At 55.0% G+C, this 23,280-nt stretch carries 22 protein-coding genes; 8 read left to right on the top strand and 14 right to left on the bottom strand.

Translation table 11 applies throughout. From position 1 onward, the window contains the following. The first annotated feature begins 191 nt into the window (after window positions 1-191). A complete protein-coding gene (gene katE, locus HVZ37_RS09715; protein WP_044265464.1) occupies window positions 192-2,450 on the top strand; it encodes a catalase HPII in 2,259 nt (752 codons plus the stop codon). Between the two features lie 51 nt (window positions 2,451-2,501). Here the strand turns inward: katE and chbG are convergent, their stop codons facing one another. The 7 genes from chbG to osmE all read right to left on the bottom strand — a co-directional run bounded on the left by chbG (window position 2,502) and on the right by osmE (window position 8,399). Beyond that, window positions 2,502-3,260, bottom strand: coding sequence for a chitin disaccharide deacetylase (gene chbG / locus HVZ37_RS09710; RefSeq protein WP_181628379.1), 759 nt, complete (start codon window positions 3,258-3,260; stop codon window positions 2,502-2,504). An 11-nt stretch (window positions 3,261-3,271) separates the two neighbouring features. After that, window positions 3,272-4,627 (bottom strand): 6-phospho-beta-glucosidase, encoded by a 1,356-nt coding sequence (locus tag HVZ37_RS09705; protein WP_043000889.1) that lies wholly within the window; start codon window positions 4,625-4,627, stop codon window positions 3,272-3,274. A gap of 119 nt (window positions 4,628-4,746) precedes the next feature. Then, window positions 4,747-5,586, bottom strand: a complete 840-nt coding sequence (gene chbR, locus HVZ37_RS09700) for a transcriptional regulator ChbR (RefSeq protein ID WP_181628474.1) — start codon at window positions 5,584-5,586, stop codon at window positions 4,747-4,749. A 13-nt stretch (window positions 5,587-5,599) separates the two neighbouring features. After that, a complete protein-coding gene (gene chbA, locus HVZ37_RS09695; protein WP_043000891.1) occupies window positions 5,600-5,947 on the bottom strand; it encodes a PTS N,N'-diacetylchitobiose transporter subunit IIA in 348 nt (115 codons plus the stop codon). Window positions 5,948-5,999: 52 nt separating this feature from the next. Continuing rightward, a complete protein-coding gene (gene chbC, locus HVZ37_RS09690; protein WP_044265468.1) occupies window positions 6,000-7,358 on the bottom strand; it encodes a PTS N,N'-diacetylchitobiose transporter subunit IIC in 1,359 nt (452 codons plus the stop codon). Window positions 7,359-7,439: 81 nt separating this feature from the next. Next, on the bottom strand, window positions 7,440-7,760 hold the full coding sequence (gene chbB, locus HVZ37_RS09685; RefSeq protein ID WP_042319411.1) for a PTS N,N'-diacetylchitobiose transporter subunit IIB: 321 nt from the start codon (window positions 7,758-7,760) through the stop codon (window positions 7,440-7,442). A 294-nt stretch (window positions 7,761-8,054) separates the two neighbouring features. Continuing rightward, a complete protein-coding gene (gene osmE / locus HVZ37_RS09680) occupies window positions 8,055-8,399 on the bottom strand; it encodes an osmotically-inducible lipoprotein OsmE (RefSeq protein ID WP_043000893.1) in 345 nt (114 codons plus the stop codon). 219 nt (window positions 8,400-8,618) lie between these two features. Here osmE and nadE point away from each other — a divergent pair, with 219 nt between their 5' ends. Both nadE and cho read left to right on the top strand, forming a co-directional pair. Continuing rightward, entirely contained in the window at window positions 8,619-9,446 is an 828-nt protein-coding gene (gene nadE, locus HVZ37_RS09675) for an ammonia-dependent NAD(+) synthetase (RefSeq protein WP_044254823.1), read from the top strand. Window positions 9,447-9,566: 120 nt separating this feature from the next. Beyond that, window positions 9,567-10,454, top strand: coding sequence for an excinuclease Cho (gene cho, locus HVZ37_RS09670; RefSeq protein ID WP_061070682.1), 888 nt, complete (start codon window positions 9,567-9,569; stop codon window positions 10,452-10,454). Here cho and ves read toward each other — a convergent pair. From ves to HVZ37_RS09635, 7 genes are all read right to left on the bottom strand, one after another. Beyond that, window positions 10,414-10,989: an environmental stress-induced protein Ves gene (gene ves / locus HVZ37_RS09665; protein ID WP_043000895.1), complete on the bottom strand. Its 576-nt coding sequence runs from the start codon at window positions 10,987-10,989 to the stop codon at window positions 10,414-10,416. The two genes, cho and ves, sit on opposite strands and share 41 nt — an antisense overlap. Before the next feature lie 168 nt (window positions 10,990-11,157). Then, window positions 11,158-11,643, bottom strand: coding sequence for an ATP-independent periplasmic protein-refolding chaperone Spy (gene spy, locus HVZ37_RS09660; RefSeq protein ID WP_130097622.1), 486 nt, complete (start codon window positions 11,641-11,643; stop codon window positions 11,158-11,160). A gap of 344 nt (window positions 11,644-11,987) precedes the next feature. Beyond that, on the bottom strand, window positions 11,988-12,956 hold the full coding sequence (astE, locus tag HVZ37_RS09655; protein WP_061070198.1) for a succinylglutamate desuccinylase: 969 nt from the start codon (window positions 12,954-12,956) through the stop codon (window positions 11,988-11,990). Beyond that, window positions 12,949-14,292: an N-succinylarginine dihydrolase gene (gene astB / locus HVZ37_RS09650; RefSeq protein WP_061070199.1), complete on the bottom strand. Its 1,344-nt coding sequence runs from the start codon at window positions 14,290-14,292 to the stop codon at window positions 12,949-12,951. Before astB ends, astE begins: the two co-directional genes overlap by 8 nt. Further along, window positions 14,289-15,767, bottom strand: coding sequence for a succinylglutamate-semialdehyde dehydrogenase (gene astD / locus HVZ37_RS09645; RefSeq protein WP_054176631.1), 1,479 nt, complete (start codon window positions 15,765-15,767; stop codon window positions 14,289-14,291). The genes astB and astD overlap by 4 nt, the downstream gene beginning before the upstream one ends. Next, the gene (gene astA / locus HVZ37_RS09640; RefSeq protein ID WP_043000900.1) at window positions 15,764-16,798 is read right to left on the bottom strand and encodes an arginine N-succinyltransferase; all 1,035 of its coding nucleotides are present in this window, start codon (window positions 16,796-16,798) and stop codon (window positions 15,764-15,766) included. The genes astD and astA overlap by 4 nt, the downstream gene beginning before the upstream one ends. Next, window positions 16,795-18,015, bottom strand: a complete 1,221-nt coding sequence (locus HVZ37_RS09635; protein ID WP_181628378.1) for an aspartate aminotransferase family protein — start codon at window positions 18,013-18,015, stop codon at window positions 16,795-16,797. The genes astA and HVZ37_RS09635 overlap by 4 nt, the downstream gene beginning before the upstream one ends. A 445-nt stretch (window positions 18,016-18,460) precedes the next feature. Between HVZ37_RS09635 and xthA the strand changes: the two genes are divergently transcribed. Genes xthA through HVZ37_RS09610 form a run of 5 tightly spaced genes read left to right on the top strand, consistent with a single transcriptional unit; the run spans window position 18,461 to window position 23,257 of the window. Then, entirely contained in the window at window positions 18,461-19,267 is an 807-nt protein-coding gene (gene xthA / locus HVZ37_RS09630; protein ID WP_043001945.1) for an exodeoxyribonuclease III, read from the top strand. Window positions 19,268-19,291: 24 nt separating this feature from the next. Next, window positions 19,292-19,951: a VTT domain-containing protein gene (locus tag HVZ37_RS09625; protein WP_224267593.1), complete on the top strand. Its 660-nt coding sequence runs from the start codon at window positions 19,292-19,294 to the stop codon at window positions 19,949-19,951. A gap of 2 nt (window positions 19,952-19,953) precedes the next feature. Continuing rightward, window positions 19,954-21,117, top strand: coding sequence for an ABC transporter substrate-binding protein (locus HVZ37_RS09620; RefSeq protein ID WP_044254841.1), 1,164 nt, complete (start codon window positions 19,954-19,956; stop codon window positions 21,115-21,117). Continuing rightward, window positions 21,090-22,625, top strand: a complete 1,536-nt coding sequence (locus HVZ37_RS09615) for an ABC transporter permease subunit (RefSeq protein ID WP_061070201.1) — start codon at window positions 21,090-21,092, stop codon at window positions 22,623-22,625. Before HVZ37_RS09620 ends, HVZ37_RS09615 begins: the two co-directional genes overlap by 28 nt. Beyond that, window positions 22,625-23,257, top strand: coding sequence for an ATP-binding cassette domain-containing protein (locus HVZ37_RS09610; protein WP_061070202.1), 633 nt, complete (start codon window positions 22,625-22,627; stop codon window positions 23,255-23,257). Before HVZ37_RS09615 ends, HVZ37_RS09610 begins: the two co-directional genes overlap by 1 nt. Window positions 23,258-23,280: the final 23 nt, after the last annotated feature.

Below are 23,280 nucleotides of genomic sequence, written 5' to 3'. Positions count from 1 at the left end.
CAAAAATCAGAAAAGAACTATCTTAGCCGATTTTACCCCCGCCCGTCCTGCTCCTGGCGTGCGCTTTCCCCTGTCAACCAACGCTGGCATCCGCGTTCTGCCCGGCGGGATCACACGAGTGGACTATAGTTAGAGGGTTTTTGACAAAAAAACATCGACCCTTTCAGCAATGAAAAATGGAGACGAGTTCAATGTCGCATAATGAGAAAAATCCCCATCCACATCAATCACCGGTGCACGATCCGCGCGAAGCAAAACCGGGTCTGGACTCTCTGGCTCCTGATAATGAGTCGTATCGCCCTGTTCCTGAACCGACGCCTCCAGGCGCGCAACCTACCGCGCCCGGCAGTCTGAAAGCCCCGGATACCGGCAATAAAAAGCTGAGCGATCTGGAAACGGTACGCAAGGGCAGCGAGAATTTTGCCCTCACTACTAACCAGGGCGTACGCATTGCTGATGACCAGAATTCATTGCGTGCAGGCAGTCGTGGACCTACGCTACTTGAAGATTTCATCCTGCGCGAAAAAATCACCCATTTTGACCACGAGCGCATTCCCGAGAGGATCGTCCATGCACGCGGCTCGGCAGCTCACGGCTATTTCCAGCCCTACAAAAATCTGAGCGACATCACCAAAGCCGACTTTCTCTCTGACCCGGATAAAATCACCCCGGTCTTCGTACGTTTTTCCACTGTTCAGGGCGGCGCAGGCTCGGCGGATACGGTGCGTGATATCCGTGGTTTTGCCACCAAGTTTTATACCGAAGAAGGCATTTTTGATCTGGTTGGCAATAATACCCCTGTCTTTTTTATTCAGGACGCGCATAAATTTCCTGACTTTGTCCATGCGGTAAAACCGGAGCCGCACTGGGCGATACCGCAGGGACAAAGTGCGCATGACACCTTCTGGGATTACGTGTCGTTACAGCCAGAAACCCTGCATAACGTCATGTGGGCGATGTCCGATCGCGGCATTCCGCGCAGTTATCGCACCATGGAAGGCTTTGGCATTCACACTTTTCGGCTGATCAACGCCGAGGGTAAGGCCACCTTCGTTCGTTTCCACTGGAAACCTCTGGCAGGTAAAGCCTCACTGGTATGGGATGAAGCGCAGAAGCTGACCGGTCGCGACCCGGACTTCCATCGCCGGGAACTGTGGGAAGCCATTGAAGCCGGTGATTTCCCGGAATATGAACTGGGACTGCAATTGATCCCGGAAGAGGACGAGTTGAAATTCGACTTTGACTTACTGGATCCGACCAAACTGATCCCCGAAGCGCTGGTTCCGGTGCAGCGCGTCGGTAAAATGGTACTCAACCGCAACCCCGATAATTTCTTCGCCGAAAACGAACAGGTCGCCTTTCATCCCGGCCATATCGTTCCCGGCATTGATTTCACGAACGATCCGCTGTTGCAGGGGCGTTTGTTCTCCTATACCGATACGCAGATTAGCCGTCTTGGCGGACCTAACTTCCACGAAATCCCAATCAACCGCCCGACCTGCCCGTATCACAACTTCCAGCGTGACGGCATGCACCGCCAGGATATTGATACCAACCCGGCCAACTATGAACCCAACTCCATCAATGACAACTGGCCGCGTGAAACGCCGCCGGGACCGAAACGCGGCGGCTTTGAGTCATATCAGGAACGCATCGAAGGTAACAAAATCCGTGAACGTAGCCCCTCGTTTGGCGAATATTACGCCCATCCGCGTCTGTTCTGGTCAAGCCAGACGCCCGTGGAACAGTTGCATATCATCGATGCCTTCAGCTTTGAACTGAGTAAGGTTGTTCGTAGCTGGATCCGTGAACGGGTGGTCGACCAACTGGCGCACATCGACATTAACCTCGCGCAGGCGGTCGGGAAGAATCTGGGGATCGCGTTAAGCGATGAACAGACACAAATTGCACCGCCGCCAGAGGTGAACGGACTGAAGAAAGATCCTTCACTCAGTCTGTATGCCGTGCCGGACGGCGATATCAAAGGCCGCGTCGTCGGGATTTTGCTCAACGGAAAAGTGAAATCCGCCGATCTGCTTTCAATACTCCAGGCGCTTAAGGCGAAAGGCGTCCACGCGAAACTGCTTTACTCCCGCATGGGCGAGGTGGTCGCAGATGATGGTTCAACGCTGACCATCGCCGCCACTTTTGCCGGAGCACCGTCTCTCACCGTGGATGCAGTCATTGTGCCGTGCGGTGACATCGCCGATATTGAGGACAACGGCGACGCGCAGTACTACCTGCTGGAAGCCTATAAGCATCTCAAACCTATTGCACTCGCCGGTGAAGCACGACGCTTTAAAGCGCGACTGCATATCGACAGTCAGGGAGAGGAAGGCGTTGTTGAAGGCGCTGATGCGGATAGCCGTTTTATGGATGAGCTGTTTACATTGATGGCAGCTCACCGTGTCTGGTCGCGCACGGCTAAAATCCCGGCCGTACCAGCCTGAGGCAAATCGCGGGCAAAAAAAGCGGCGCACCACGCGCCGCAAACTCAGGAGTCAGACATCAAGAAAACTGCCCAGACGGTAGCCACGTTCTGCAATCGCATACTTGAGCGAGGCCGACGTCAGCACGTCCAGTTCAGTCAAGCGGGGGTAACAATAGGCGCTCTGACGGATGATATTGTCGATAAACGCCGGGTGACACATCACTTCCAGTGAGGATTCTCCACGTTTTGCTGAAGCATCGAGAGCCTGCAGAAACAACGCTTCCGAAATCGCTTCCCCGTAAAACTCACTGCTGAACCCTTGCGAGCTACGCAGCGTCGCCGGAAGATCGCCTGCCTGGAACACCGGCTGACGATCAATGCGCAGCGCAAGATTACGCTCTGCGGCAAATCGCGCGACAAGGGGGAAGATCTGCGGGAACATATGCACATGGTGATGGCTATCCAGGTGCGTCGGCTCCCGTCCGAACAGGTCGATGAAACGCTGGTACTGACTGGCAAGCTCACGGGCGATTGCATCCAACGGCAGCGTATCTTCCTCTGCCATCTGCCAGATCCATTTTCCCAGACACCCTTCACGGGTTAATCCCGGCATCTCGGTCAGCGGTTTTCCCAGCGTCAGAACAAAGTGCATCCCTAACGCCAGCGTCGGCAGATCGCGGCTTAAGGCGACCGCATGCTCAATGGCATCACCGTTCACCAACGCCGTGGTCGAGGTCACCACGCCGTGGCGACAGGCCTCCACGATGCCGTAGTTTTGCCCTTTGCTCAGACCAAAATCATCCGCGTTTACAATCAATAAGCGTTCCATAGCCGACCTCTTTAGTGTTGTGCGTCTTTAAGCTTCGCAATGCACCCGGCAAAGTTTGGCAGCCACTTTTCGTGCGCCAGAATCAGTTCACGCGCCAGCCCTTCTGCGTCGTGGTCTGAGTGCACCAGCGGGCTCAGGTTCAGCGCCAGCAACACATCGTTAAACTCACCACTCAGCGCCGCGTTACTGGCAGCGACTTCAAAACCTTTGATGGTATAGATCAATCCCAACACTTTCTCGTCAAAATGGGTGATACGCGGCGTCGGCGTTGCCCCATTGCGACCCAGCGTACAGGTCATCTCTACCGCCCAGTCGGCCGGAATGTTATCGACGTGGCCGTGATGCGGAATGTTGACGTAATGCTCGGTTTGCTTGTCATTAAAAATGGCATTGATGACTTCACAGGCGGCGTCAGAGTAGTACGCGCCACCGCGCTGCTCCAGCTCCTTCGGCTTGACGTTCAGCTCCGGGTTCTTATACAGATCGAACAGCTGTTTCTCGACCTTCTGTACCACCTGAGCCCGCGCGCCCCCCTTGTAGTACTCGCCTATCTCGATCGCCAGCATCTCTTTTTGCTTGAAGTAGTACAGCAAATACGAGCATGGCAGCAGATTCAGAGAGCGAATCAGCCCTTCGCTGAACGGCAGATCGAAAATGTTTTTCACCGTGGAGGCTTTAAGTTGGCCCGAGGCTACGCCATCCAGCAGTTCGGCAAAGCGTGACTGCCCGTTGACGATCACGTCTTTAATGAACACCATGTGGTTGAGACCAAACAGGTCGATCGACAGGTCATCACTCTCTTTCAGTGCCAGCACATCGTGGATGAACATCTTCATCCCGACCGGAATGTTGCACACGCCAATAAAGCGTTTGAAGTTCGTATGACGATAGACCGCTTCGGTCACCATGCCTGCCGGGTTAGTAAAGTTGATCACCCAGGCATTCGGGCACAGTTCTTCCACATCGTTAATAATGTCGAAAATCACCGGGATCGTGCGCAGCCCTTTGAACAGACCACCGGCACCGTTGGTTTCCTGACCCAGGTAGCCGTGGCTCAGCGGAATACGCTCATCCAGTTCACGCGCTTTCAACTGTCCTACGCGCAGCTGCGTGGTCACGAAATCGGCATCTTTCAGCGCTTCACGGCGATCCAGGGTTTTAAACACCTTCATCGGCACGCCTGCTTTTTCGATCATACGCTGGCAAAGTTGATAAATAATATCCAGTTTCTCTTCACCGCCTTCGACGTCAACCAGCCACAATTCGGAAACCGGCAGCTCGTGGTAGCGTTTAATAAATCCTTCCAGCAATTCCGGGGTATAGCTGCTGCCACCACCAATGGTGACGACTTTTAATTTCTGGCTCATCGTTTCTCCCTTCAGTGCTTAACACTGGCGTGAATGATGCTCTGCCCTTCTGTCAGATATGACGCAGACGTCCCGCGTCACTAATGGGCAAGCGTAAACCTGGTTGTTGAGTAAAATAATTACTGATTATATTGCGTGAGTTTTTTTCTGTAGCTATTAGGCGTAAATGACGTCATTTTTTTAAACGTCTTAATAAACAGACTTGGACTACTGTATCCCGCTTCATACGCAATATCTGTTACGGAGTAGTTAGTCATCTCCAGCTGTTTCTTGGCAAAGTTAATGCGAATTTCATTAATCAATTGCATCGGCGTTTTGCTGTAATAACGCTGGGTCGCTCGCGTCAGGTATTCCTGAGATTTTGCCGACAGGGAAACCATATTTTCCAGCGCGTTTTCACCAAAATGCGCTTTATCATGCATGGTTTCCACGGTGGCTTTCAGCCACTGCGGAATATCATCCAGAACCTGTTCTTCACGATAATGGCGCAGGCGGTTGATAATGTAGAAGGTGACCACTTCGACAAACTCTTCCAGCCCGGTATCACGAAAGTTGAGCGAGGCAATAACCGTTTCGACATAGGTTAAAAATGCGCTGTTGGTGCGATAGACCTGCGATGCCACGAAACAGAACGGCATGAGCGGGCTGTAGTGCTGTTCAAAAAAACGTTTACTGATGCCAACGTTGAGAATGCGCGTCGAGCCGAACTCGTAGAAGCTCTGATGGTGCGAACCGAGCGGGACAAACACAAAGTCACCCCGTTCCAGCAGCACGCGTTTACCGTTGATCTCCTGGTAATAGCGCCCCGTGAGCACCAGCGTAAACTCATAGTAATCGTGCTGATGCAGACCACAGGCGCTCTCTGTCTTGTTGTAGATAAAGACATGGAAATTTTTACCGTTAAACAACTGTTGTTCACGGGCAATGGTGATTTCCGGTGCGGTCGCCTGATGTTGCATCATCAACTCCTTACTATTTCAGCTTCTCGTGAAGCTCAATCAACTCTGCCACCAGTTCGCGTGCCAGCATTGACGTCATCAGGTGATCCTGTGCGTGAACCAGAACCAGACTGACTTTCATTTTACCTTCGCCCTGATCGCCTTCAATCAGTTTCGTCTGCACCAGATGGGCTTCGTTCAACGCCATGCGCGACTGCTCCATCATCGTTTTCGCGGCGTCGAAGTCGCCCTGCTTCGCCTGTTTTAAGGCCGCGTAGGCCAGGCTGCGCGCCTGTCCGGAGTTGATGATAAGCCCCATCACCACTTCTTCGAGCTCTTCGGCTTCGGTTTGGGTATCAGTAATATTCTCGAGATCCATCATAAATCATTCCTCTTTGACGGCCCGGCATGCGTTGCCACATGCCGGGTTAAACTTAGAATTTCAGTGCGTTAGCGATATCTTCTTCGCTCTCTTCTTTGTCGATTGCGTTTTGCGCTTTGTTCGCAACCACCACGAACGGCAGGTAAATCAGCGTCGCAATCCCTAAGTTGAACAAGGCGACCAGCAGAGCCGCAACGCTCCCGTTGGTGTTAAAGAACGCCCCCAGCCCGGTTGGCATGGTCCACGGTGCGATGTTCGTAATTGGTGGGATGATCCCCAGGTAATACGCTATCAGCGTGATCGCGGCCAGAATCGGCTGAACCAGAATGAACGGGATGAACATCACCGGGTTCATGATGATCGGCAGACCAAACAGAATCGGTTCGTTAATCTGGAAGATACCTGATGGCAGAGCCAGTTTCGCCACCTGACGGTAATCCGCGCGGCGAGAGGCGATAAAGATAGCCAGGATCAGACCCAGCGTTGCACCACTACCGCCGAGGAAGATAAAGGAGTCGAGCATCGGCTTCGCCCAGACGTGGAACGTCTTACCGGCAGCCAGCGCGGCATCCACTGAACCGTACTGCTGATAGATAGCGATGTTTTCCAGCGCCCATGGGGTCATGATACCGCTGTCGAGCGCCGTCAGCGCCAGGGAACCGTGGATACCGAAGAACCACAGCAGCGGAACAAAGAGTACATACGCCCAGCCTACCACACTGCCCAGCGAAGCCAGCGGTGTCGAGATGGTGTCCATAATGATCTGGTGGAAGTTAGTTCCCCAGGTCGTCAGCGCCCAGGCGATGATCCCCATAATAGAGAGGATAATAAAGCCTGGAATCAATGCTGAGAATGAACGAGAGACAGATGCCGGTACGCTATCGGGTAATTTAATGACCCAGTTGCGATGGACAATAAAGGTAAACATTTCGGCGACCACCAGACCGATAATAATACCGGAAATGATATTCGCGCCGCCCAGCCAGTTCGCCCCAACCGCATAGGCTTCACCCACGCTATAAGGCGTGACGGTCATAAAGGCCGCGACCGATAACAGGCCGGCCGCCAGGGCGTCGACTTTGCGCTCTTCCGCCAGCGCCATACCGATAAAGAATGGCGCCATCAGTGACATAATACCCAGCGTACCGTTATAGACGTTTCCGCCGATGCCCTTCAGACTATTGAGATTTTCAATGGTTGACGCATCCAGCCGAATACCGAGGGAATAAAAAAACGACCCCTCCCCAAAGCTCAGGAAAACGTTATTGATTAATACAAACATAGCCCCCGCGAGGGTTAATGGCATTAAACGAATAAAACCGTTTTTGATTGCATTAACGTGTGGCTGCTTTCCTATTTTGACAGCAAAAGGAAGGAGTACCTTTTCAAGTGAAGCAATGACGTTACTCATAGAAAAATACCCTTAAAAACCGCAATTAATTATTGCGGTATATGTAAATGAAATAACTCTTTGACGGGAAAATTTAAAATATTAATTTGCAGCGGCTTTTTTAATTGCTGCAACTGCAGCCTTAAGCACGCCTAAACCATCGACTTTGCCATACAGCAGCGAGTCAATCACTTCTACAGGTTTGTTCGGTAACAAACGCTGAATTTCGGGCAACATATAACCAATTTGTGGACCTAATAATACAACGTCAGCATTGGGTCCTTTTTCTCCGGCAAGGGTTTCCGGGAATGCTTCAATAATAACCGGGACTTCATACTTTTCCGCCTGCGCGCGCATCTTTGACACTAACAAAGAGGTAGACATACCCGCAGAGCAAAACAGATAAATGTGTTTCTTTTCCATTCAGACCTTCCTCATGTGCGATTATCTGTCAACCAGCCACGCCGCAAGTCTCTACCTGCTTCTATGCTCTGGATAACCTGCGTAACCGAAAACTTATTTCTGTGTCTGAAATGAGTATACGGCATCGCACCTGCTGATGGTATTTCCTTGACCAACTAAATTGTCTCTCATTGACCTGGCGTTATGACCCCCTTCACACTTCGGGTAAATAATTCGCATCAATAAATAAGATCATCTTCGTTACAAAAAAACCGGCCAGGGGCCGGTTCGTTGACTTGTACAGGCAGTAGACAGTTATTGTGACTTCGCTGCCTGCGGGTCGGTATCGTATTCAGCGCAGCTCTGGTATCCTGAGTTGATCACATGACCGGTATCATCCAGCGCCACGAAATAGGTCTCTGCTTTACCATCACGTTGACCCAGGATGTAGGTCTGGCAGGTACCACGAGCATGGATCATGCTCACCTCAGACGACGGTTTTCCGGCAATCTGTGCAACCTGCGCGCGGCTCATGCCTTTTTTCACATCTTTGACCACAGGCTGGACAAATTGGTCTTTGGTACGGTCGTACGCCGTACACCCTGCCAGCATCGTTAATACAGCTGCTGCACTGAAAATTCCTGCAATAGTCCTGTTCATTTTCCGTCCTCTTGTTTATCAGCGTGTTATATAAGCCTGGAATACATTTTGACATTTTTCAAGCTAACGCTTAGCACGCGAATATTTTGCCAGATTCCGTTCAGACGGCAGGATGTCGTTTTAAGCGCCACTCAGCCTGCGTTCACTTGTCGTTTTCACAGCAAAGGGTTAGCTTTAACACAGTCTGATTTTATTCTTTATACATTGGGGAGGGGGTAAATGACTCTGCAACACGAGATCATCAAAGCGCTTGGTGCAAAACCGCACATTAATCCAGAAGAGGAAATTCGCCGCAGCGTGGATTTCCTGAAGGCATATCTGCAACGTTATCCCTTCCTGAAAAGTCTGGTGCTGGGTATCAGCGGAGGACAAGACTCGACGCTGGCAGGCAAACTTTGCCAGACCGCCATTAGCGAGTTGCGTGCTGAGACCGGTAACGACGCACTGCAGTTTATCGCCGTTCGCCTGCCTTATGGCGTTCAGGCTGATGAGCAGGATTGTCAGGACGCCATCGACTTTATCCAGCCGGACCGCGTGCTGACCGTCAATATCAAAGGTGCGGTACTGGCGAGCGAACAGGCTTTGCGTGAAGCCGGTATTGAACTGAGCGATTTCGTTCGTGGCAATGAAAAAGCCCGTGAGCGCATGAAAGCACAGTACAGTATCGCGGGCATGACCAGCGGCGTGGTGGTGGGTACCGATCATGCGGCGGAAGCCATTACCGGTTTCTTCACCAAATACGGAGACGGCGGTACGGATATTAACCCGCTGTTTCGCCTCAACAAGCGCCAGGGGAAACAACTACTGGCGGCATTAGGTTGCCCGGAGCACCTTTATAAGAAAACACCCACCGCGGATCTCGAAGACGATCGCCCTTCTCTGCCGGATGAAGCCGCGCTGGGCGTGACCTATGAGAATATTGATGACTATCTGGAAGGAAAAGCGGTGGATGCCGCTATCGCGAAAATCATTGAAGGCTGGTATCTGAAGACAGAGCATAAACGCCGTCCGCCGATTACCGTGTTTGATGACTTCTGGAAACAGTAAGCATGAACCGGCCGGATGGCAACGCCATCCGGCAGTCGCGCCGCAGTCGCCCACGCCCTCTCTTTTTTAATCGTAATACCACTGTTATACTGGATGCATAACCAGCATCCGGAGTTTACCGTGGCACGGCGTCAATCAGTTCCTCGTCTTGAGTTTGAAGCAGCAGCAGTTTACGAATATCCTGAACATCTGCGCCCTTTCCTGGAGTCGCTCCCGAGCGTGCCTGGTGTTTACCTGTTTCACAGTGAAAGCGACACCCTGCCACTTTACATTGGTAAAAGTGTCAATATCCGCAGTCGGGTACTGTCGCATTTACGCACACCGGAAGAAGCCGCCATGTTGCGCCAGTCCAGGCGTATCTCCTGGATCGGTACCGCCGGTGAAATCGGCGCGCTATTACTCGAGGCACGGCTGATTAAAGAGCAACAGCCGCTGTTTAATAAACGCCTGCGCCGCAACCGCCAACTCTGCGCATTAACGCTCCGGGATGGAAAAGTGGATGTCGTCTATTCGCGTGACGTTGATTTCTCCCACGCTCCGGATCTGTTCGGTCTTTTTGCCAACCGCCGCGCAGCGCTTGCCGCCTTACAGTCACTCGCTGACGAACAAAGATTGTGTTACGGGCGACTGGGTCTTGAACCCCTGAGCCGTGGCCGAGCCTGCTTTCGCGCCGCGCTAAAACGCTGCGCTGGCGTCTGCTGTAATAAAGAATCGCCACAGGAGCACGACGCCCGTTTACAGGCATCGCTGGAAAAACTGCGCGTTATCTGCTGGCCGTGGAAAAACGCCATTGCGCTCAGAGAGAGTCGTGCGCAAATGACGCAGTATCACGTCATTAATAACTGGCTATGGCTGGGGGCGGTCGATACGCTGGAGGATGCGGCGACGCTGGTCCAGACGCCAGCCGGTTTTGATCATGACGGTTACAAGATTCTCTGTAAGCCGCTCGTTGCCGGAACCTGTGAAATCATTGAACTGAATCCGGGGAATACCCCTGCAACCAGGTGATCTCGCTGAATAACAGTTTCCCTTCTGCTTTCAACAACCGTAGCGTATGTTTTCCGTCGTGCCAGCAGGCGCCCTGATCGGCAGTCAGGAGCTTATCGCCCAGTTGCCAGGCTCCGCTAATAACAAACACCACGCCGCCGCGTGAGCCAAACGTGGTAAAGGTACGATCGGCCACCCGCACTTTCGCCTGGCAGGAGTCACGCCGGGTCATGATATTAAAATCCATCGACATCTGCCCTTCCGTCAGTCTGGCCTTCACCACACGCTCGCCGGCAAAGGTAAACGGCTGGTGCTGCTTAAGGGTATGGCTGAAGGCGCCCTGACTTTCCAGCGTCACTTCGCTGCCTTCCAGCAGGGTAATCACCCGCTCGATACCAGGAAAGAGCGAAAACTCGCCATTACCGGCGATAGAAGCAATGCTGGCACGCCAGTGAAAATCGCGGGTCGCCGGAGGAAAACAGCAAATTTCACGCGTTTCACCAGCACCGTTGCGCCAGAGACTGACCGGCATCTTGCGGATATCAAAGTATTCCATCATCGCTCCTGATAAACATTATGCGGCATAATAAAGCACAACGTCGTTATCGGCAGCCATGATGATTTTCCATAGGGGTATGAAAAAGAAAAAACCGCCGATCCTGTCCATCGCCTCAGTGGAGAGGATGGACAAGACCGGCGGTCTTCGAATAAGTCTGCTCAGCGATTACTCAGCAGGTACAGGCATTTTACCGTCACGCGCCGGACGTTCTGTCAGACGCTTCTCAAAATTGGCATTAAACTGTTTTTTCTGTTCCGGGGTCAGAATGTTGTAGATCTTATTCTGCGTTTCCATGTGTGCCAGCATGTTCGCTTTGCGCTGTTCTTCCATCTTCGTAATCTGCGCTTCTGCTTTCGCTTTATCGAAGGTATCGCTGGCAATGATGTCGTGGATTGCGCGGCGTTCTTCAACCGGCGGACGCTTCATCTGGTCACGCTTATTCTTCATGATGTCGCGAATCTGTTGTTTCTGAGCATCGGTCAGATTCAGATCTTTAAACATCATGTCATGATGTGGGCCGAATTTACCTTTATGCTGCATCATCGGTTTGGCGTCTGCCGGTGCCGCGGTGGTGGTATCCGCTGCGTGAGCCAGGTTCGCAGCGCCCAGTGCCAGAGTTGAAGCCACAAACAGTGCAGTTAATTTACGCATAATCTTTATCCTTCCTTTCAGTTATTTTACGGCTTTCTTGTCACTTATGAAGAAGTACAGTGCCGTGTTGACGAGATTAACTTTAACGGCTTAATCGTCAATTAGTCAGAGCATCAGTAAAACAATGAAAGTGTAAAAAACATTTTTTCGCCAATTGTGGAGAAAAAAAGAAATTATTGCGAAGAGTTGAAAGAAAAAATGACAACAGCATGATTTTGCAGGGAATATGAAGAACTATACCTGAGCACTGATGATAAATAAAGCAGCTCTCCAGGAATAGTCCGGATTAATTTCCTGGCGCACGATAAATTAAAACCCACAGGCCCTCGCCTGCGGGTAACAGGTTAGCGCAATTTCTCCAGCATCAGGCCCGCACGTAATCCCGGCGCCACGCCAGGGTTGGGAAAAAGAACGTATTCCACGTCATGAGTGACGACAAAACGCTCGTCACCCTCTTCCGCCAGCAGCGTTCCGGCGGTAAAGGGAGTGAAGTTGAGCGTCTGGCTGTCCATGTGCAGTACAAATGCGTCGCTGCGTCGGGTGATCTGCGACGCCACCCGATAGCGGACTGGCGGAGTGCCGACTGCATGGTCAATTTGCCCCGACAGTAAACAGGTCAGCGCGGCAGACGTCGGCGCAAACTGGCGGAGATCGTTGTGACCGAATGGCAAGGCTTTGCCAAGCTCCAGGGTACAGGCGAGCGCACCGAAGTGTTGAGCACTAAAGTGCGTAAACGTGCCTCCCGGCGTTTGATGAAACACCAGCGCTTCCAGTCCTGCGGCACCCAGCCAGCCAAGAAACGTCTCATCCCAGGGGATGGGACGCTGTGGCAACACGCCGAAGCGCAAATGGTAAGAACCACGGATGGCGGTATGTAAATCGAGATGCCAGCGCACCGACTCCGTGCCCGTCGCATAAAAATTTTCCAGACACTGTTCCAGTTGACGTGCGCGCTGCGTCTCACCGCTTTCGGCAAACTGTTGCCAGCGCCCGCCAAACATCCGGTTCATATCGCTGTGGCAGTAGCGCTTCCCGGCAGCCAACGCCTGTGGGTTGCCGAGGATCACCAACAGCCGCCAGCGTAGCGTTATCTCCCCCTTAGACAACGCCAACAGCAGCGTATTGAGCATCTCCACCGGCGCGGTTTCGTTGCCATGAATACCGGCGGAGATCACCAGCGTACGGTCGGTCACCGTGACGGGGGTGAGTTCGAGAATACCGGCGTCAACCCAATGCCAGCGAAATCCCGCGCCTTCGCCTTCCCGAACCTCCGGCATCGTTCCCGCCAGCGTGGCGGCGAGGAAATCATCCATGCCCGCCTCCCGATTGCTGGAACGGATAGACAGAACCAAGCTGCAACAGTTGAGTCAGTGAATCCAGCGCTTCGCGCCCTTCACGCAGCAGTTGCGGGTCGGCGAGATCCGCGGCGGTCAGGCGGTCGCGATAGTAGCGATCCACCCAGTCGTTGAGCGTCGTAAACAGAACGTCATTCATTATTACCGCCGGATTGACCGCCTGGTATTCTTCTGCGGTCAACACCACCCGCAGCCGCAGGCAGGCTGGCCCACCGCCGTTTGACATGCTCTCGCGCAGGTCAAACACCCGCATGTCGCGGATCGGGTTATCGGCTTCCAGCAGGTTCGTCAGATAGCGCCATACGCCCGCGTGTTCGCGGCACTCCTGTGGCAGGACCAGCATCATCGAACCGTCATCGCGGCTCAACAATTGACTGTTAAACAGATACGTCGCGACCGCATCCGGCACCGACACGTCAGCTGCTGGCACCACAACAGGGGTAAAGCCGGGCACCCGGGCGCGCAGTTGATTCATAACCTCATGTTGTCTCGCAAAGGACTGTTCATGACAGAACAGCACCTCCCGGTTCGCGACCGCAATTACATCGTTATGAAACACACCAAGGTCGATGACATCCGGATGCTGCTGAGCAAAAATACACTGCTGTGGATTCACCTGATTCAGGCGAGCTACCGCCTCGCTGGCTTCACGGGTTTGACGCGCCGGATAGCGGGAAGGTCGCGTATTGCTCCCCTCTTCACGCCCGTAGACAAACAGCTGCATCCCCGGCTCGCCATACTCCCCGCCGAGGCGATTATGGTTAGCCGCCCCTTCATCGCCGAGCATCGCCACCTGCGGCAGCGCGGAATGCACGGCGAAATAACGTTCATCGCGGAAGATCGCCCGCAGCAACGCCTCCGTGGTGGGCGCCTCGAGTGAACGGTGGAATTTATTATTGAGGTTCGCGACCGTCAGGTGCACTTTGCCATCCAGCGTATCCGCTGACGGCGCCACCGTCGCCGCGTTGGCTACCCACATCGGCGACGCGGAGCTGACGCTGGAGAGCCAGTGCGGCGCCTGACGCGCCACTTTCTCAATCACCTGCTCATCGCTACCGCTAAATCCCAACTGGCGTAATGCAGGAATAAAAGGCCGCTCGTGCGGCGGAATCACCGCCTGCGGATATCCCGCATCCGCCAGCGCCTTCATTTTAAGCAGTCCCTGTTTCGCCGCCAGACGGGGATTTGAAACCTGATGACGATGCCGGGTGGACGCCTCGTTGCCGAACGACAGCCCGGCATAATGATGCGTCAGCCCTACCAGCCCATCGAAATTGACCTCACGTGCTTTCATACGGACTCCTCACGCGAAAAATCGAGGCCGGGGCTCAGCGTGGCTGGCAACGTCAGCGCCGGGGATTCCAGACTGGCCATCGGCCAGGCGCAATAATCGGCGGCATACCACGCGCTGGCGCGATGGTTTCCGGAAGCGCCTACGCCACCAAACGGCGCGGTGCTGGCAGCGCCGGTGAGCGGCTTGTTCCAGTTGACGATCCCCGCGCGCGCTTCCAACAGTAACTGGTCGAACTGCGCACGATCGGGCGAAACCAGTCCACAGGACAAACCAAAGCGGGTGTTATTGGCCATCGCGATCGCCTCGTCAAAGCGCTCATAGCGCCAGACGCCAAGCAGCGGACCGAAAACCTCTTCATCAGGCAGATTTGCCACGCCCGTCAGCTCAATAATGCCAGGTGACAGCAGTGAGGTACCGGCCTGTAACAAACGCGGCGCCAGCAGCGTCTGTCCGCCGAGAGATTCAAGCTGTTGCCAGGTATCAAACACATGACGCGCCGCCTGTTCGGTGATCAGACCGCCGATAAACGGCTGTGGCTCATCGTCCCAGCGACCTGGCTGGATACGCTGGCTGACGGCCACCAGCCGGGCGAGAAATGCGTCACCCTGCGCGCCTTTTTTTACCAGCAGGCGACGTGCGCAGGTACAGCGCTGTCCCGCCGTCACAAACGCGGACTGAATAGTCAGGTGCACCGCCGCATCGATATCCTCTGGATCCTCAATAATCAGCGGGTTGTTGCCGCCCATTTCGAGAGCAAGGATTTTTTCCGGTTGTCCGGCAAGCTGGCGATGCAGTTGATAGCCCGTATTCGCACTGCCGGTAAACAGCAGTCCGTCGAGAGCATCCAGCGCGCTCAGCGCCTGTCCTGTTTCCCGACCGCCCTGCAACAGATTCAGCACGCCATTCGGTAGACCGGCCTGTTCCCAGAGCCGCATCACCGCTTCTCCGGTCCACGGCGTCAGTTCGCTGGGCTTAAAGAGGATGGTGTTACCCGCCAGCAGTGCCGGCACAATGTGTCCGTTCGGCAGATGTCCCGGAAAGTTATAAGGGCCAAATACCGCCAGCACGCCATGCGGGCGGTGACGAAGCGTCGCCGCGCCGTCGGGCAACTCACTCTGATGCTCGCCGGTGCGGGCGTGATAGGCCTTGATGGAAATCGAGATTTTGTTGATCATCGCCGTCACTTCCGTCGCCGCTTCCCAGCGTGGCTTGCCGGTTTCACGGGCGATAATGGCGGTCAGATCCGCTTTATTGCTCTCCAGCAGCCCGGCGAATTTTTCCGCAATCGCCTGCCGCTCGCTGAAGGGGCGTCTGGCCCAGGCCGGAAACGCGGTGCGGGCAGCACGAGCCGCCTGCATCACCTGCGCGGCATCGGCATCGTGACCTTCCCAGAGGACGTTGCCCTGCACAGGATCCTTCTTCACCCGACGTTCACCCTGACCGGTCACCCAGTCACCGTTAATCCATAAAGTCATACCGTTTTCTCCTCTGCGCAGAGACGGACAAAACGAACCCGATCGCCTGCGTGACATTTCAGGGCATCCAACTGCGCGGCGGTCAGTACCAGCCTCTCTGTATGAGGATCGGCGCGCACCAACATGACGCGGAAGTGGTGGTAGTTTTCATTCGCCACCAGGCAGGCCGGGAAATCACCGGTTGCGGGCTGCCCTTCGACGACTTCTATCAGCCGACTTTTGCGGATCGCCCGCACCCGGTCGATATCACACTCCAGCGTCGGGCCGCCGTCGAAAATGTCGATGTAGTTACGATAGCGAAACCCTTCTTTCTCCAGCACCGCGCGCGCCGGAGCGGTTTGCGGGTGCACTTCGCCAATGACTGCCTGCGCCTCGTCAGAGAGGAAGTGGGTATAAATCGGATGCTTGGGCATCAGTTCGGCGATAAACGCTTTCTGCCCGGTACCGCAGAGAAAATCAGCTCGCGTAAACTCCATCGAGAAAAAGCGTTTCCCCAGGCTTTGCCAGAACGGAGAATAGCCGTGCTCGTCGATCACGCCGCGCATTTCCGCGACCACTTTTTCATTAAAACGGTCGCGAAACGCGGCCATAAACATGAAGCGCGATTTCGACAGCAAATAGCCGTTGCCCTCTTTGCGCCAGTCGGGATCGAGGAACAGCGTGCACAGCTCACTGCTGCCGGTGTGATCGTTACTGAGAAACAGCGTCGGCAGCGCGTTATAAACGTTCAGCTCTTTTGAAGCATGCACCAGCGTCCCTACGCGATAGTTATACCAAGGGTCGTTAAGCCCCACGGCGACTTCAATCGCGCAAATCCCCGCCACAGTGCCGGTTTCCAGATCCTCCAGCACAAAGACATAGCCTTGTTCACTTTTCGGCAATTCGCCCCGCCAGGTTTTCAGGGAACGATCAATACGCGCCGCCAACGTGGCTTCATTCGCGGGTAATGAGGTCAGCCCACCGCCGGTTTTACTGGCCAGTTGCATCAGCGCGCTAATATCAGCATGCTCAATGGGACGGATCACCATCATGATGAACCTCCGGCTTTAATCTGTTCGCAGGCCAGCGCAAAACGGTCGAGCCCGCTGGCGACCTCTTCCTGCGTGACGTTCAACGCCGGTGCAAAACGCACCACGTTGCCCCCGGCAATCAGCACCATTACGCCCGCGTTCGCCGCTTCCTGGGAAATCTGTTTGGCTTTTCCGGCGAACGTATCATTCAGCACGCAGCCAATCAGCAGTCCCAAACCGCGGATTTCACTGAACAGTCCGGTGTGCAGGTTAATGGCGTTCAGACGCTCCACAAACCAGTCATGGCGCTGTTTCACCCCGTTCAGCATCGCAGGCGTATTGATGATATCGAGTAATTTCCCGGCAACGGCAGTCGCCAGCGGATTACCGCCATAGGTTGTGCCGTGTGTCCCGACGGTCATCACGCTGGCACATTTTTCACTGGCCAACAGCGCGCCAATCGGGAACCCGCCGCCCAGCGCTTTGGCGGTAGTCAACAGATCCGGCGTCACGCCATAGTGCATGTAAGCGTACAGTTCGCCGGTGCGCCCCACGCCAGTCTGTACTTCATCAAAAATCAGCAACGCATTATGTCGATCGCACAGCTCGCGAAGCCCTTGCAGGAAGGCCTGGGTTGCAGGTACAACGCCCCCTTCCCCCTGCACCGGTTCGACGATGACCGCACAGGTGGTATCGTCAATCAGCGTGCTGGCAGAGTTAATGTCGTTGTAGACGGCGTGGCGGATATCCGGCGGCAGCGGCGCGAAATCCTGCGAATAGGCCGGTTGTCCTCCGGCGCTGACCGTGAACAGCGTACGACCGTGGAAGGCGTTCTTGAACGCGACAATGCCGCTCTTATTGCTGCCGTAGTGGTCGTGCGCATATTTGCGCGCCAGTTTCAGCGCCGCCTCGTTGGCCTCAGCCCCGGAGTTGCAAAAGAAGATGCGATCGGCAAAGGTGGCGTCGATTAGCTTTTTCGCCAGTCGTAACGCTGGCTCGTTGGTGTAGCCGTTGCCGGTGTGCCAGAATTTGCTCGCCTGCAAATTCAGCGCTTCACGCAGTTCCGGATGCGCGTGTCCCAGGGCATTGACCGCAATGCCTCCCGCGAAGTCGATATACTCTTTACCCTGCTGATCCCACAAGCGTGAACCTTCGCCACGGACCGGAATAAAAGGCGCCGGTGCATAAACGGGCATCATCCATTCATCAAAATTTTCACGCGTAATTGACTGAGACATAGCGACCTCATCGGTAAATAAATAGTTATTTATATGTTAATAAAAAGTAGTGTTTGCGCTGTAAATGTAGATTGCAGTCTTCGTGCCAGCCAGTGGAAAAAATGCATAAACGGGTGTGTGGAACGGAAAATCAACGAGTTATAGCCCAGCGATATTCACTATATGTGCATAGAAAGTGAATATGTTTGCGTGAAAGAGGAATAAATAGAGGAAAAACCGCAATATTATGCACAGTCCAGATATAATTCTGGAAATGTGATCATCTACGAAATTTACAGGAAATTACTGCGCCATTTTGACGCAATCCGCCCTAAAACAGGGCAAGCATTGCCCCATTGTTAACACCATTCACACCCATTGCCGGAATCTCACCATTATGGGCAGTCAGTTTGCGGAAATTCTGCTACCATCCATGCACTATTCATCCTGTAAAATGGCAGCGACTATGAAATTTGTCTCTTTTAATATCAACGGCCTGCGCGCCAGACCACATCAACTGACAGCCATTGTCGAAAAACACCAACCCGATGTCATTGGCCTGCAGGAGACAAAAGTTCACGACGACATGTTCCCGCTCGAAGATGTCGCAAAACTCGGCTACAACGTTTTCTACCACGGGCAAAAAGGTCACTATGGCGTGGCGCTGCTGACCAAAGAGACCCCCATCGCCGTGCGCCGGGGTTTTCCCGATGATGGCGAAGAGGCGCAGCGCCGCATCATCATGGCGGAAATCCCCTCTCCGCTGGGCAACCTGACGGTAATCAACGGCTACTTCCCGCAGGGTGAAAGCCGCGACCATCCGATTAAATTCCCGGCCAAAGCGCAGTTTTATCAGAACTTACAAAACTATCTCGACAACCAACTGAAGCGCGACAATCCGGTGCTGATCATGGGGGATATGAATATCAGTCCGTCCGATCGGGATATCGGCATTGGCGAAGAGAACCGCAAGCGCTGGCTGCGAACCGGCAAATGTTCGTTCCTGCCGGAAGAGCGTGAATGGATGGACCGCCTGCTGAACTGGGGCCTGGTTGACACCTTCCGCCACGCGCACCCGGAAACCACCGACAAATTCTCGTGGTTTGATTACCGTTCGAAAGGGTTTGATGATAACCGCGGTCTGCGTATCGATTTGCTGCTGGCAAGCCAGCCGCTGGCGGACCGTTGTCTGGAAACCGGTATCGACTATGAAATTCGCAGCATGGAAAAACCGTCTGATCATGCGCCGGTATGGGCGAAATTTAAGGTCTGATGCTCAACCGTGAACGCCAGAAAAATAGGGCTTGCGGGCGCACTGATCCTCTGTCTTGCCGGGGTGCTCTGGGTGTTGCCCCCCGGCCTGCTCACGCTGGAGACGCTTAAGCGCGAACATTCACTGTTGGCGGACTGGCAACGCCTGTCCCCTTTTCTCAGTGCAAGCCTCTATTTTCTGCTCTATACCGTCGTCGCGGCGCTGTCGATTCCTGGCGCGGCGCTGCTGACGCTGCTTGGCGGCGCGCTGTTTGGCCTCTGGCAAGGCACGTTGCTGGTCTCTTTTGCCTCAACGCTGGGCGCCACGCTCGCCATGCTCACCAGTCGTTACCTGCTGCGTGACTGGGTAGCGCGGCGGTTTTCCCGGCATATGGCCACGGTGAATCACGGGATGGCGCGGGACGGCGTCTTTTATCTTTTTGCGCTACGCCTGATACCCTTGTTTCCATTTGTTGTCGTCAACCTGCTTGCAGGTCTCACCACCGTTGGCGTGCGCCGCTACTGGTGGGTCAGCCAGTTGGGGATGCTGCCTGCCACCGTGGTTTATCTGAATGCCGGACGCCAGTTAAGCCAGTTAACATCAATACGTGACATTATTTCTCCCGCTATGCTGACCGCTTTTGCTCTGTTAGGGCTATTACCACTGGCCTCCCGTTGGCTGGTCACACATTTTTTTCAGGAGTAATTATGCGCTGGGGATTACTACTCGCGAGTCTGTTGCTGGCCGCTCCGGGACACGCCGAACAACGCTGGCAGCAGATCCAGAATGAGGCCAGAGGCCAGACTGTCTGGTTCAACGCCTGGGGCGGTGACAGCGCCGTTAACCAGTATCTTGACTGGGTCAGTGGCGAGATGAAAACCCACTATGCGGTCAATCTTAAAATCGTGCGTCTCGCCGATGCCGCTGATGCCGTGAAGCGCATCCAGACGGAAGCCGCCGCCGGGCGAAAGACCGGTGGTTCTGTCGACCTGTTGTGGGTTAACGGCGAAAATTTTCGCACATTGAAAGAGGCTGGATTGCTGCAAACCCAGTGGGCGGAAACGCTGCCCAACTGGCGCTATGTTGATACGCAAAAACCGGTACGTGAAGATTTTTCAATTCCCACTGACGGGGCTGAGTCTCCGTGGGGGGGCGCGCAGTTGACGTTTATTGCAGATCGCGACGTGACGCCGCAGCCGCCTCAAAGTCCGCAGGCGCTGTTGGCATTTGCCCGGGCACATCCAGGCACCGTCAGTTACCCGCGACCGCCGGACTTTACCGGCACGGCGTTTCTGGAACAGTTATTAATCTCGCTGACTGACAATCCGCACGCGCTCACCGTCGCGCCAGACGCCGCCACCTTTGCCGATGTAACCGCGCCGCTGTGGCGCTATCTCGACGCGCTGCATCCGAGTCTGTGGCGAGAAGGGAAAGATTTCCCGCCATCTCCGGCGCGGATGGACGCGCTACTTAAGAGCGGGACATTGCGCCTGTCGTTGACCTTTAACCCGGCGCACGCTCAGCAAAAGATCACCCGCGGTGAATTGCCAAAACACAGCTACAGCTTTGGTTTTACCGCGGGGATGATTGGCAACGTGCACTTTGTCGCCATTCCGGTTAACGCCCGCGCCAGCGCCGGAGCGAAACTGGTCGCCAACTTCCTGCTCTCTCCTGACGCACAGCTGCGTAAGGCCGATCCAACAGTCTGGGGCGATCCGTCGGTGCTGGATGCGAAAAAACTGCCCGCCGCACAACAGGCCGCACTGGAAGCGCGCATTCCGGACGGGCTGCCCGCCGTGCTGCCTGAACCTCATGCGGCCTGGGTTAACGCACTGGAGCAAGAATGGCTGCGCCGCTACGGATCGCGCTAATGTTTCTCGCCTGGCTGGGCATGGCGGCGATTTATGCGCCAATACTGCCTGCCGGTATGTTGCTGATCGCGCCCGCGCTGTCACTGGCAAACTGGCAGGCTCTTTTTACCGATCCGCAGTTACCGCAGGCGTTGCTGGCGACCGTGGTGTCGGTATTCATCGCCGCCGCTGGCGCGCTGTTTATTGCGTTAACAATCGTGGTGGCGCTCTGGCCCGGCTTACGCTGGCGACGGTTGAGTACCCGCCTGCCGTGGTTGCTGGCGATTCCCCATGTCGCGTTTGCCAGCGCCGCGCTACTGCTTTTCGCTGAAGGCGGACTGCTCTGGCACGCCCTGCCGTTTCTCTCGCCTGCGATTGATCGCTACGGCATCGGGCTGGGCGTGACGCTGGCCGTGAAAGAGAGCGCTTTCGTGCTGTGGATTTTATCCATTTTACTGAGTGAGAAACGCCTCGCTCAGCAGATCATCGTCCTGGATTCGCTGGGCTACAACCGCCGACAGACGCTCTGCTGGTTGATCTTACCCACTATCGCCCCCGCACTAGGAGCCGTAATGCTGGCCGTGGTGGCGTGGACGATTTCGGCGGTGGATGTTGCCATTATCCTCGGCCCCGGCAATCCGCCGACGCTGGCGGTCCTCTCCTGGCAATGGCTTAGTCAGGGAGACAGCGAACAGCAGATCAAAGGCGCACTGGCAAGCCTGCTCTTGCTGGCGCTGCTCGCCCTTTTTGCCCTCGCGGGTTATCAGCTCTGGCGTAGCTGGCGACGCACGCTTCCTGACGTCAGTGGCGTACGTCAACACCGCGTTTCGCCCCTAACGGGGAAAACGCTGTCATTGTCGCTGCCCGCGACGGGAGTGCTCTGCACGGTATTACTGGCCTTTCTGGCGCAGCAATCTACGCTCAATCTCGATGCGTTAACCCACAGCGTAACAATCGGAGTGGCCGCCAGCGCGCTGGGACTGGTCATTTTGCTGCTATGGCTGGAATGGGGACCGCAACGCGGACATCGTTGGGTCTGGCTGCCAATCCTTCTTCCGGCGCTGCCGCTGGTGATGGGCCAATACGCGCTGGCGTTGCATCTTGAACTGGACGGTCAGTTTGCCTCGCTCATCTGGGGACATCTGCTGTGGGTGGTGCCGTGGATGTTGTTTGTCCTGAAACCGGCCTGGCAACGCATCGACCCTCGTCTGCTGCTGATTGCCCAGACGCTGGGCTGGTCACCGATGAAAATCTTTTGCTGCGTAAAATGTCCGCAGATTTTGCGTCCTGTACTGGTGACGCTGGCCGTCGGTTTCTCCGTCAGCATCGCGCAGTATATGCCGACCCTGTGGCTGGGCGCAGGCCGTTTCCCGACGCTGACGACGGAAGCGGTGGCCCTCAGCAGCGGCGGCAGTACCGGTATTCTGGCCGCGCAGGCGCTCTGGCAATTGCTGTTACCGCTGGTCGCGTTTACGCTAATGGCCGGACTCTCGTTATGGGTCGGCCACCGCCGACAAGGATTGCGCTAATGCTCACCGTTCGCCATCTTTCCCTGTTTCTCCATCAGACCCCGCTGTTTGGCCCGTTAACCTTCGAAGTGGCAAAAGGTGACATTGTCACATTAATGGGTCCCTCCGGCTGCGGCAAGTCTTCGCTGCTGGCCTGGATGGTGGGTGCGCTGACGCCACCGCTGCATGTCCGCGGTGAACTGTGGCTGGGTGAGCAGCGTCTGGATACGCTCCCCACCGCCCGTCGGCAGATCGGTATTTTATTTCAGGATGCCCTGCTGTTTGATCACTTTACGGTGGGACAAAACCTGCTATTAGCGCTTCCTGCCAGTCTGAAAGGCACAGCGCGGCAGGATGCGGTTCAGCACGCGCTTGACCGTGCGGGCATGGCGGGATTGTCTTCTCGCGATCCCGCCACGCTATCCGGTGGTCAGCGCGCACGGGTTGCGCTGCTTCGCGCCCTGCTGGCGCAGCCTAAAGCGTTGCTGCTGGATGAGCCGTTCAGCCGTCTTGATGCTGATCGTCGGGCAGACTTTCGTCAGTGGGTCTTTGATGAAGTGCGTCGGCTGGACATTCCCGTTGTTCAGGTCACCCATGACGCGCAGGATATTCCGCCGGGCGGTCACGTTTTGCCGTTATCTTCCGCCTTGTGAAACTGCTTACATACTGCGTTAAC

This window comes from Citrobacter sp. RHB35-C17 (assembly GCF_013816795.1).
Taxonomy (GTDB): Bacteria; Pseudomonadota; Gammaproteobacteria; order Enterobacterales; family Enterobacteriaceae; genus Citrobacter_A; species Citrobacter_A amalonaticus.
Note: the sequence above shows the minus strand (reverse complement) of the source record. Positions and strands in the feature narration are given on the sequence as shown.

Bases quoted from the DNA above. Each gene is read 5' to 3' on its own strand.
- ves (WP_043000895.1), bottom strand. From the start codon at position 10,989: ATGGAATACTTTGATATCCGCAAGATGCCGGTCAGTCTCTGGCGCAAC.
- chbA (WP_043000891.1), bottom strand. From the start codon at position 5,947: ATGATGGATCTCGAGAATATTACTGATACCCAAACCGAAGCCGAAGAG.
- HVZ37_RS09635 (WP_181628378.1), bottom strand. From the start codon at position 18,015: ATGTCTCAGTCAATTACGCGTGAAAATTTTGATGAATGGATGATGCCC.
- astD (WP_054176631.1), bottom strand. From the start codon at position 15,767: ATGACTTTATGGATTAACGGTGACTGGGTGACCGGTCAGGGTGAACGT.
- astB (WP_061070199.1), bottom strand. From the start codon at position 14,292: ATGAAAGCACGTGAGGTCAATTTCGATGGGCTGGTAGGGCTGACGCAT.
- chbR (WP_181628474.1), bottom strand. From the start codon at position 5,586: ATGCAACATCAGGCGACCGCACCGGAAATCACCATTGCCCGTGAACAA.
- xthA (WP_043001945.1), top strand. From the start codon at position 18,461: ATGAAATTTGTCTCTTTTAATATCAACGGCCTGCGCGCCAGACCACAT.
- osmE (WP_043000893.1), bottom strand. From the start codon at position 8,399: ATGAACAGGACTATTGCAGGAATTTTCAGTGCAGCAGCTGTATTAACG.
- katE (WP_044265464.1), top strand. From the start codon at position 192: ATGTCGCATAATGAGAAAAATCCCCATCCACATCAATCACCGGTGCAC.
- HVZ37_RS09705 (WP_043000889.1), bottom strand. From the start codon at position 4,627: ATGAGCCAGAAATTAAAAGTCGTCACCATTGGTGGTGGCAGCAGCTAT.
- HVZ37_RS09620 (WP_044254841.1), top strand. From the start codon at position 19,954: ATGCGCTGGGGATTACTACTCGCGAGTCTGTTGCTGGCCGCTCCGGGA.
- chbG (WP_181628379.1), bottom strand. From the start codon at position 3,260: ATGGAACGCTTATTGATTGTAAACGCGGATGATTTTGGTCTGAGCAAA.
- HVZ37_RS09610 (WP_061070202.1), top strand. From the start codon at position 22,625: ATGCTCACCGTTCGCCATCTTTCCCTGTTTCTCCATCAGACCCCGCTG.
- spy (WP_130097622.1), bottom strand. From the start codon at position 11,643: ATGCGTAAATTAACTGCACTGTTTGTGGCTTCAACTCTGGCACTGGGC.
- astA (WP_043000900.1), bottom strand. From the start codon at position 16,798: ATGATGGTGATCCGTCCCATTGAGCATGCTGATATTAGCGCGCTGATG.
- HVZ37_RS09615 (WP_061070201.1), top strand. From the start codon at position 21,090: ATGGCTGCGCCGCTACGGATCGCGCTAATGTTTCTCGCCTGGCTGGGC.
- chbB (WP_042319411.1), bottom strand. From the start codon at position 7,760: ATGGAAAAGAAACACATTTATCTGTTTTGCTCTGCGGGTATGTCTACC.
- nadE (WP_044254823.1), top strand. From the start codon at position 8,619: ATGACTCTGCAACACGAGATCATCAAAGCGCTTGGTGCAAAACCGCAC.
- astE (WP_061070198.1), bottom strand. From the start codon at position 12,956: ATGGATGATTTCCTCGCCGCCACGCTGGCGGGAACGATGCCGGAGGTT.
- chbC (WP_044265468.1), bottom strand. From the start codon at position 7,358: ATGAGTAACGTCATTGCTTCACTTGAAAAGGTACTCCTTCCTTTTGCT.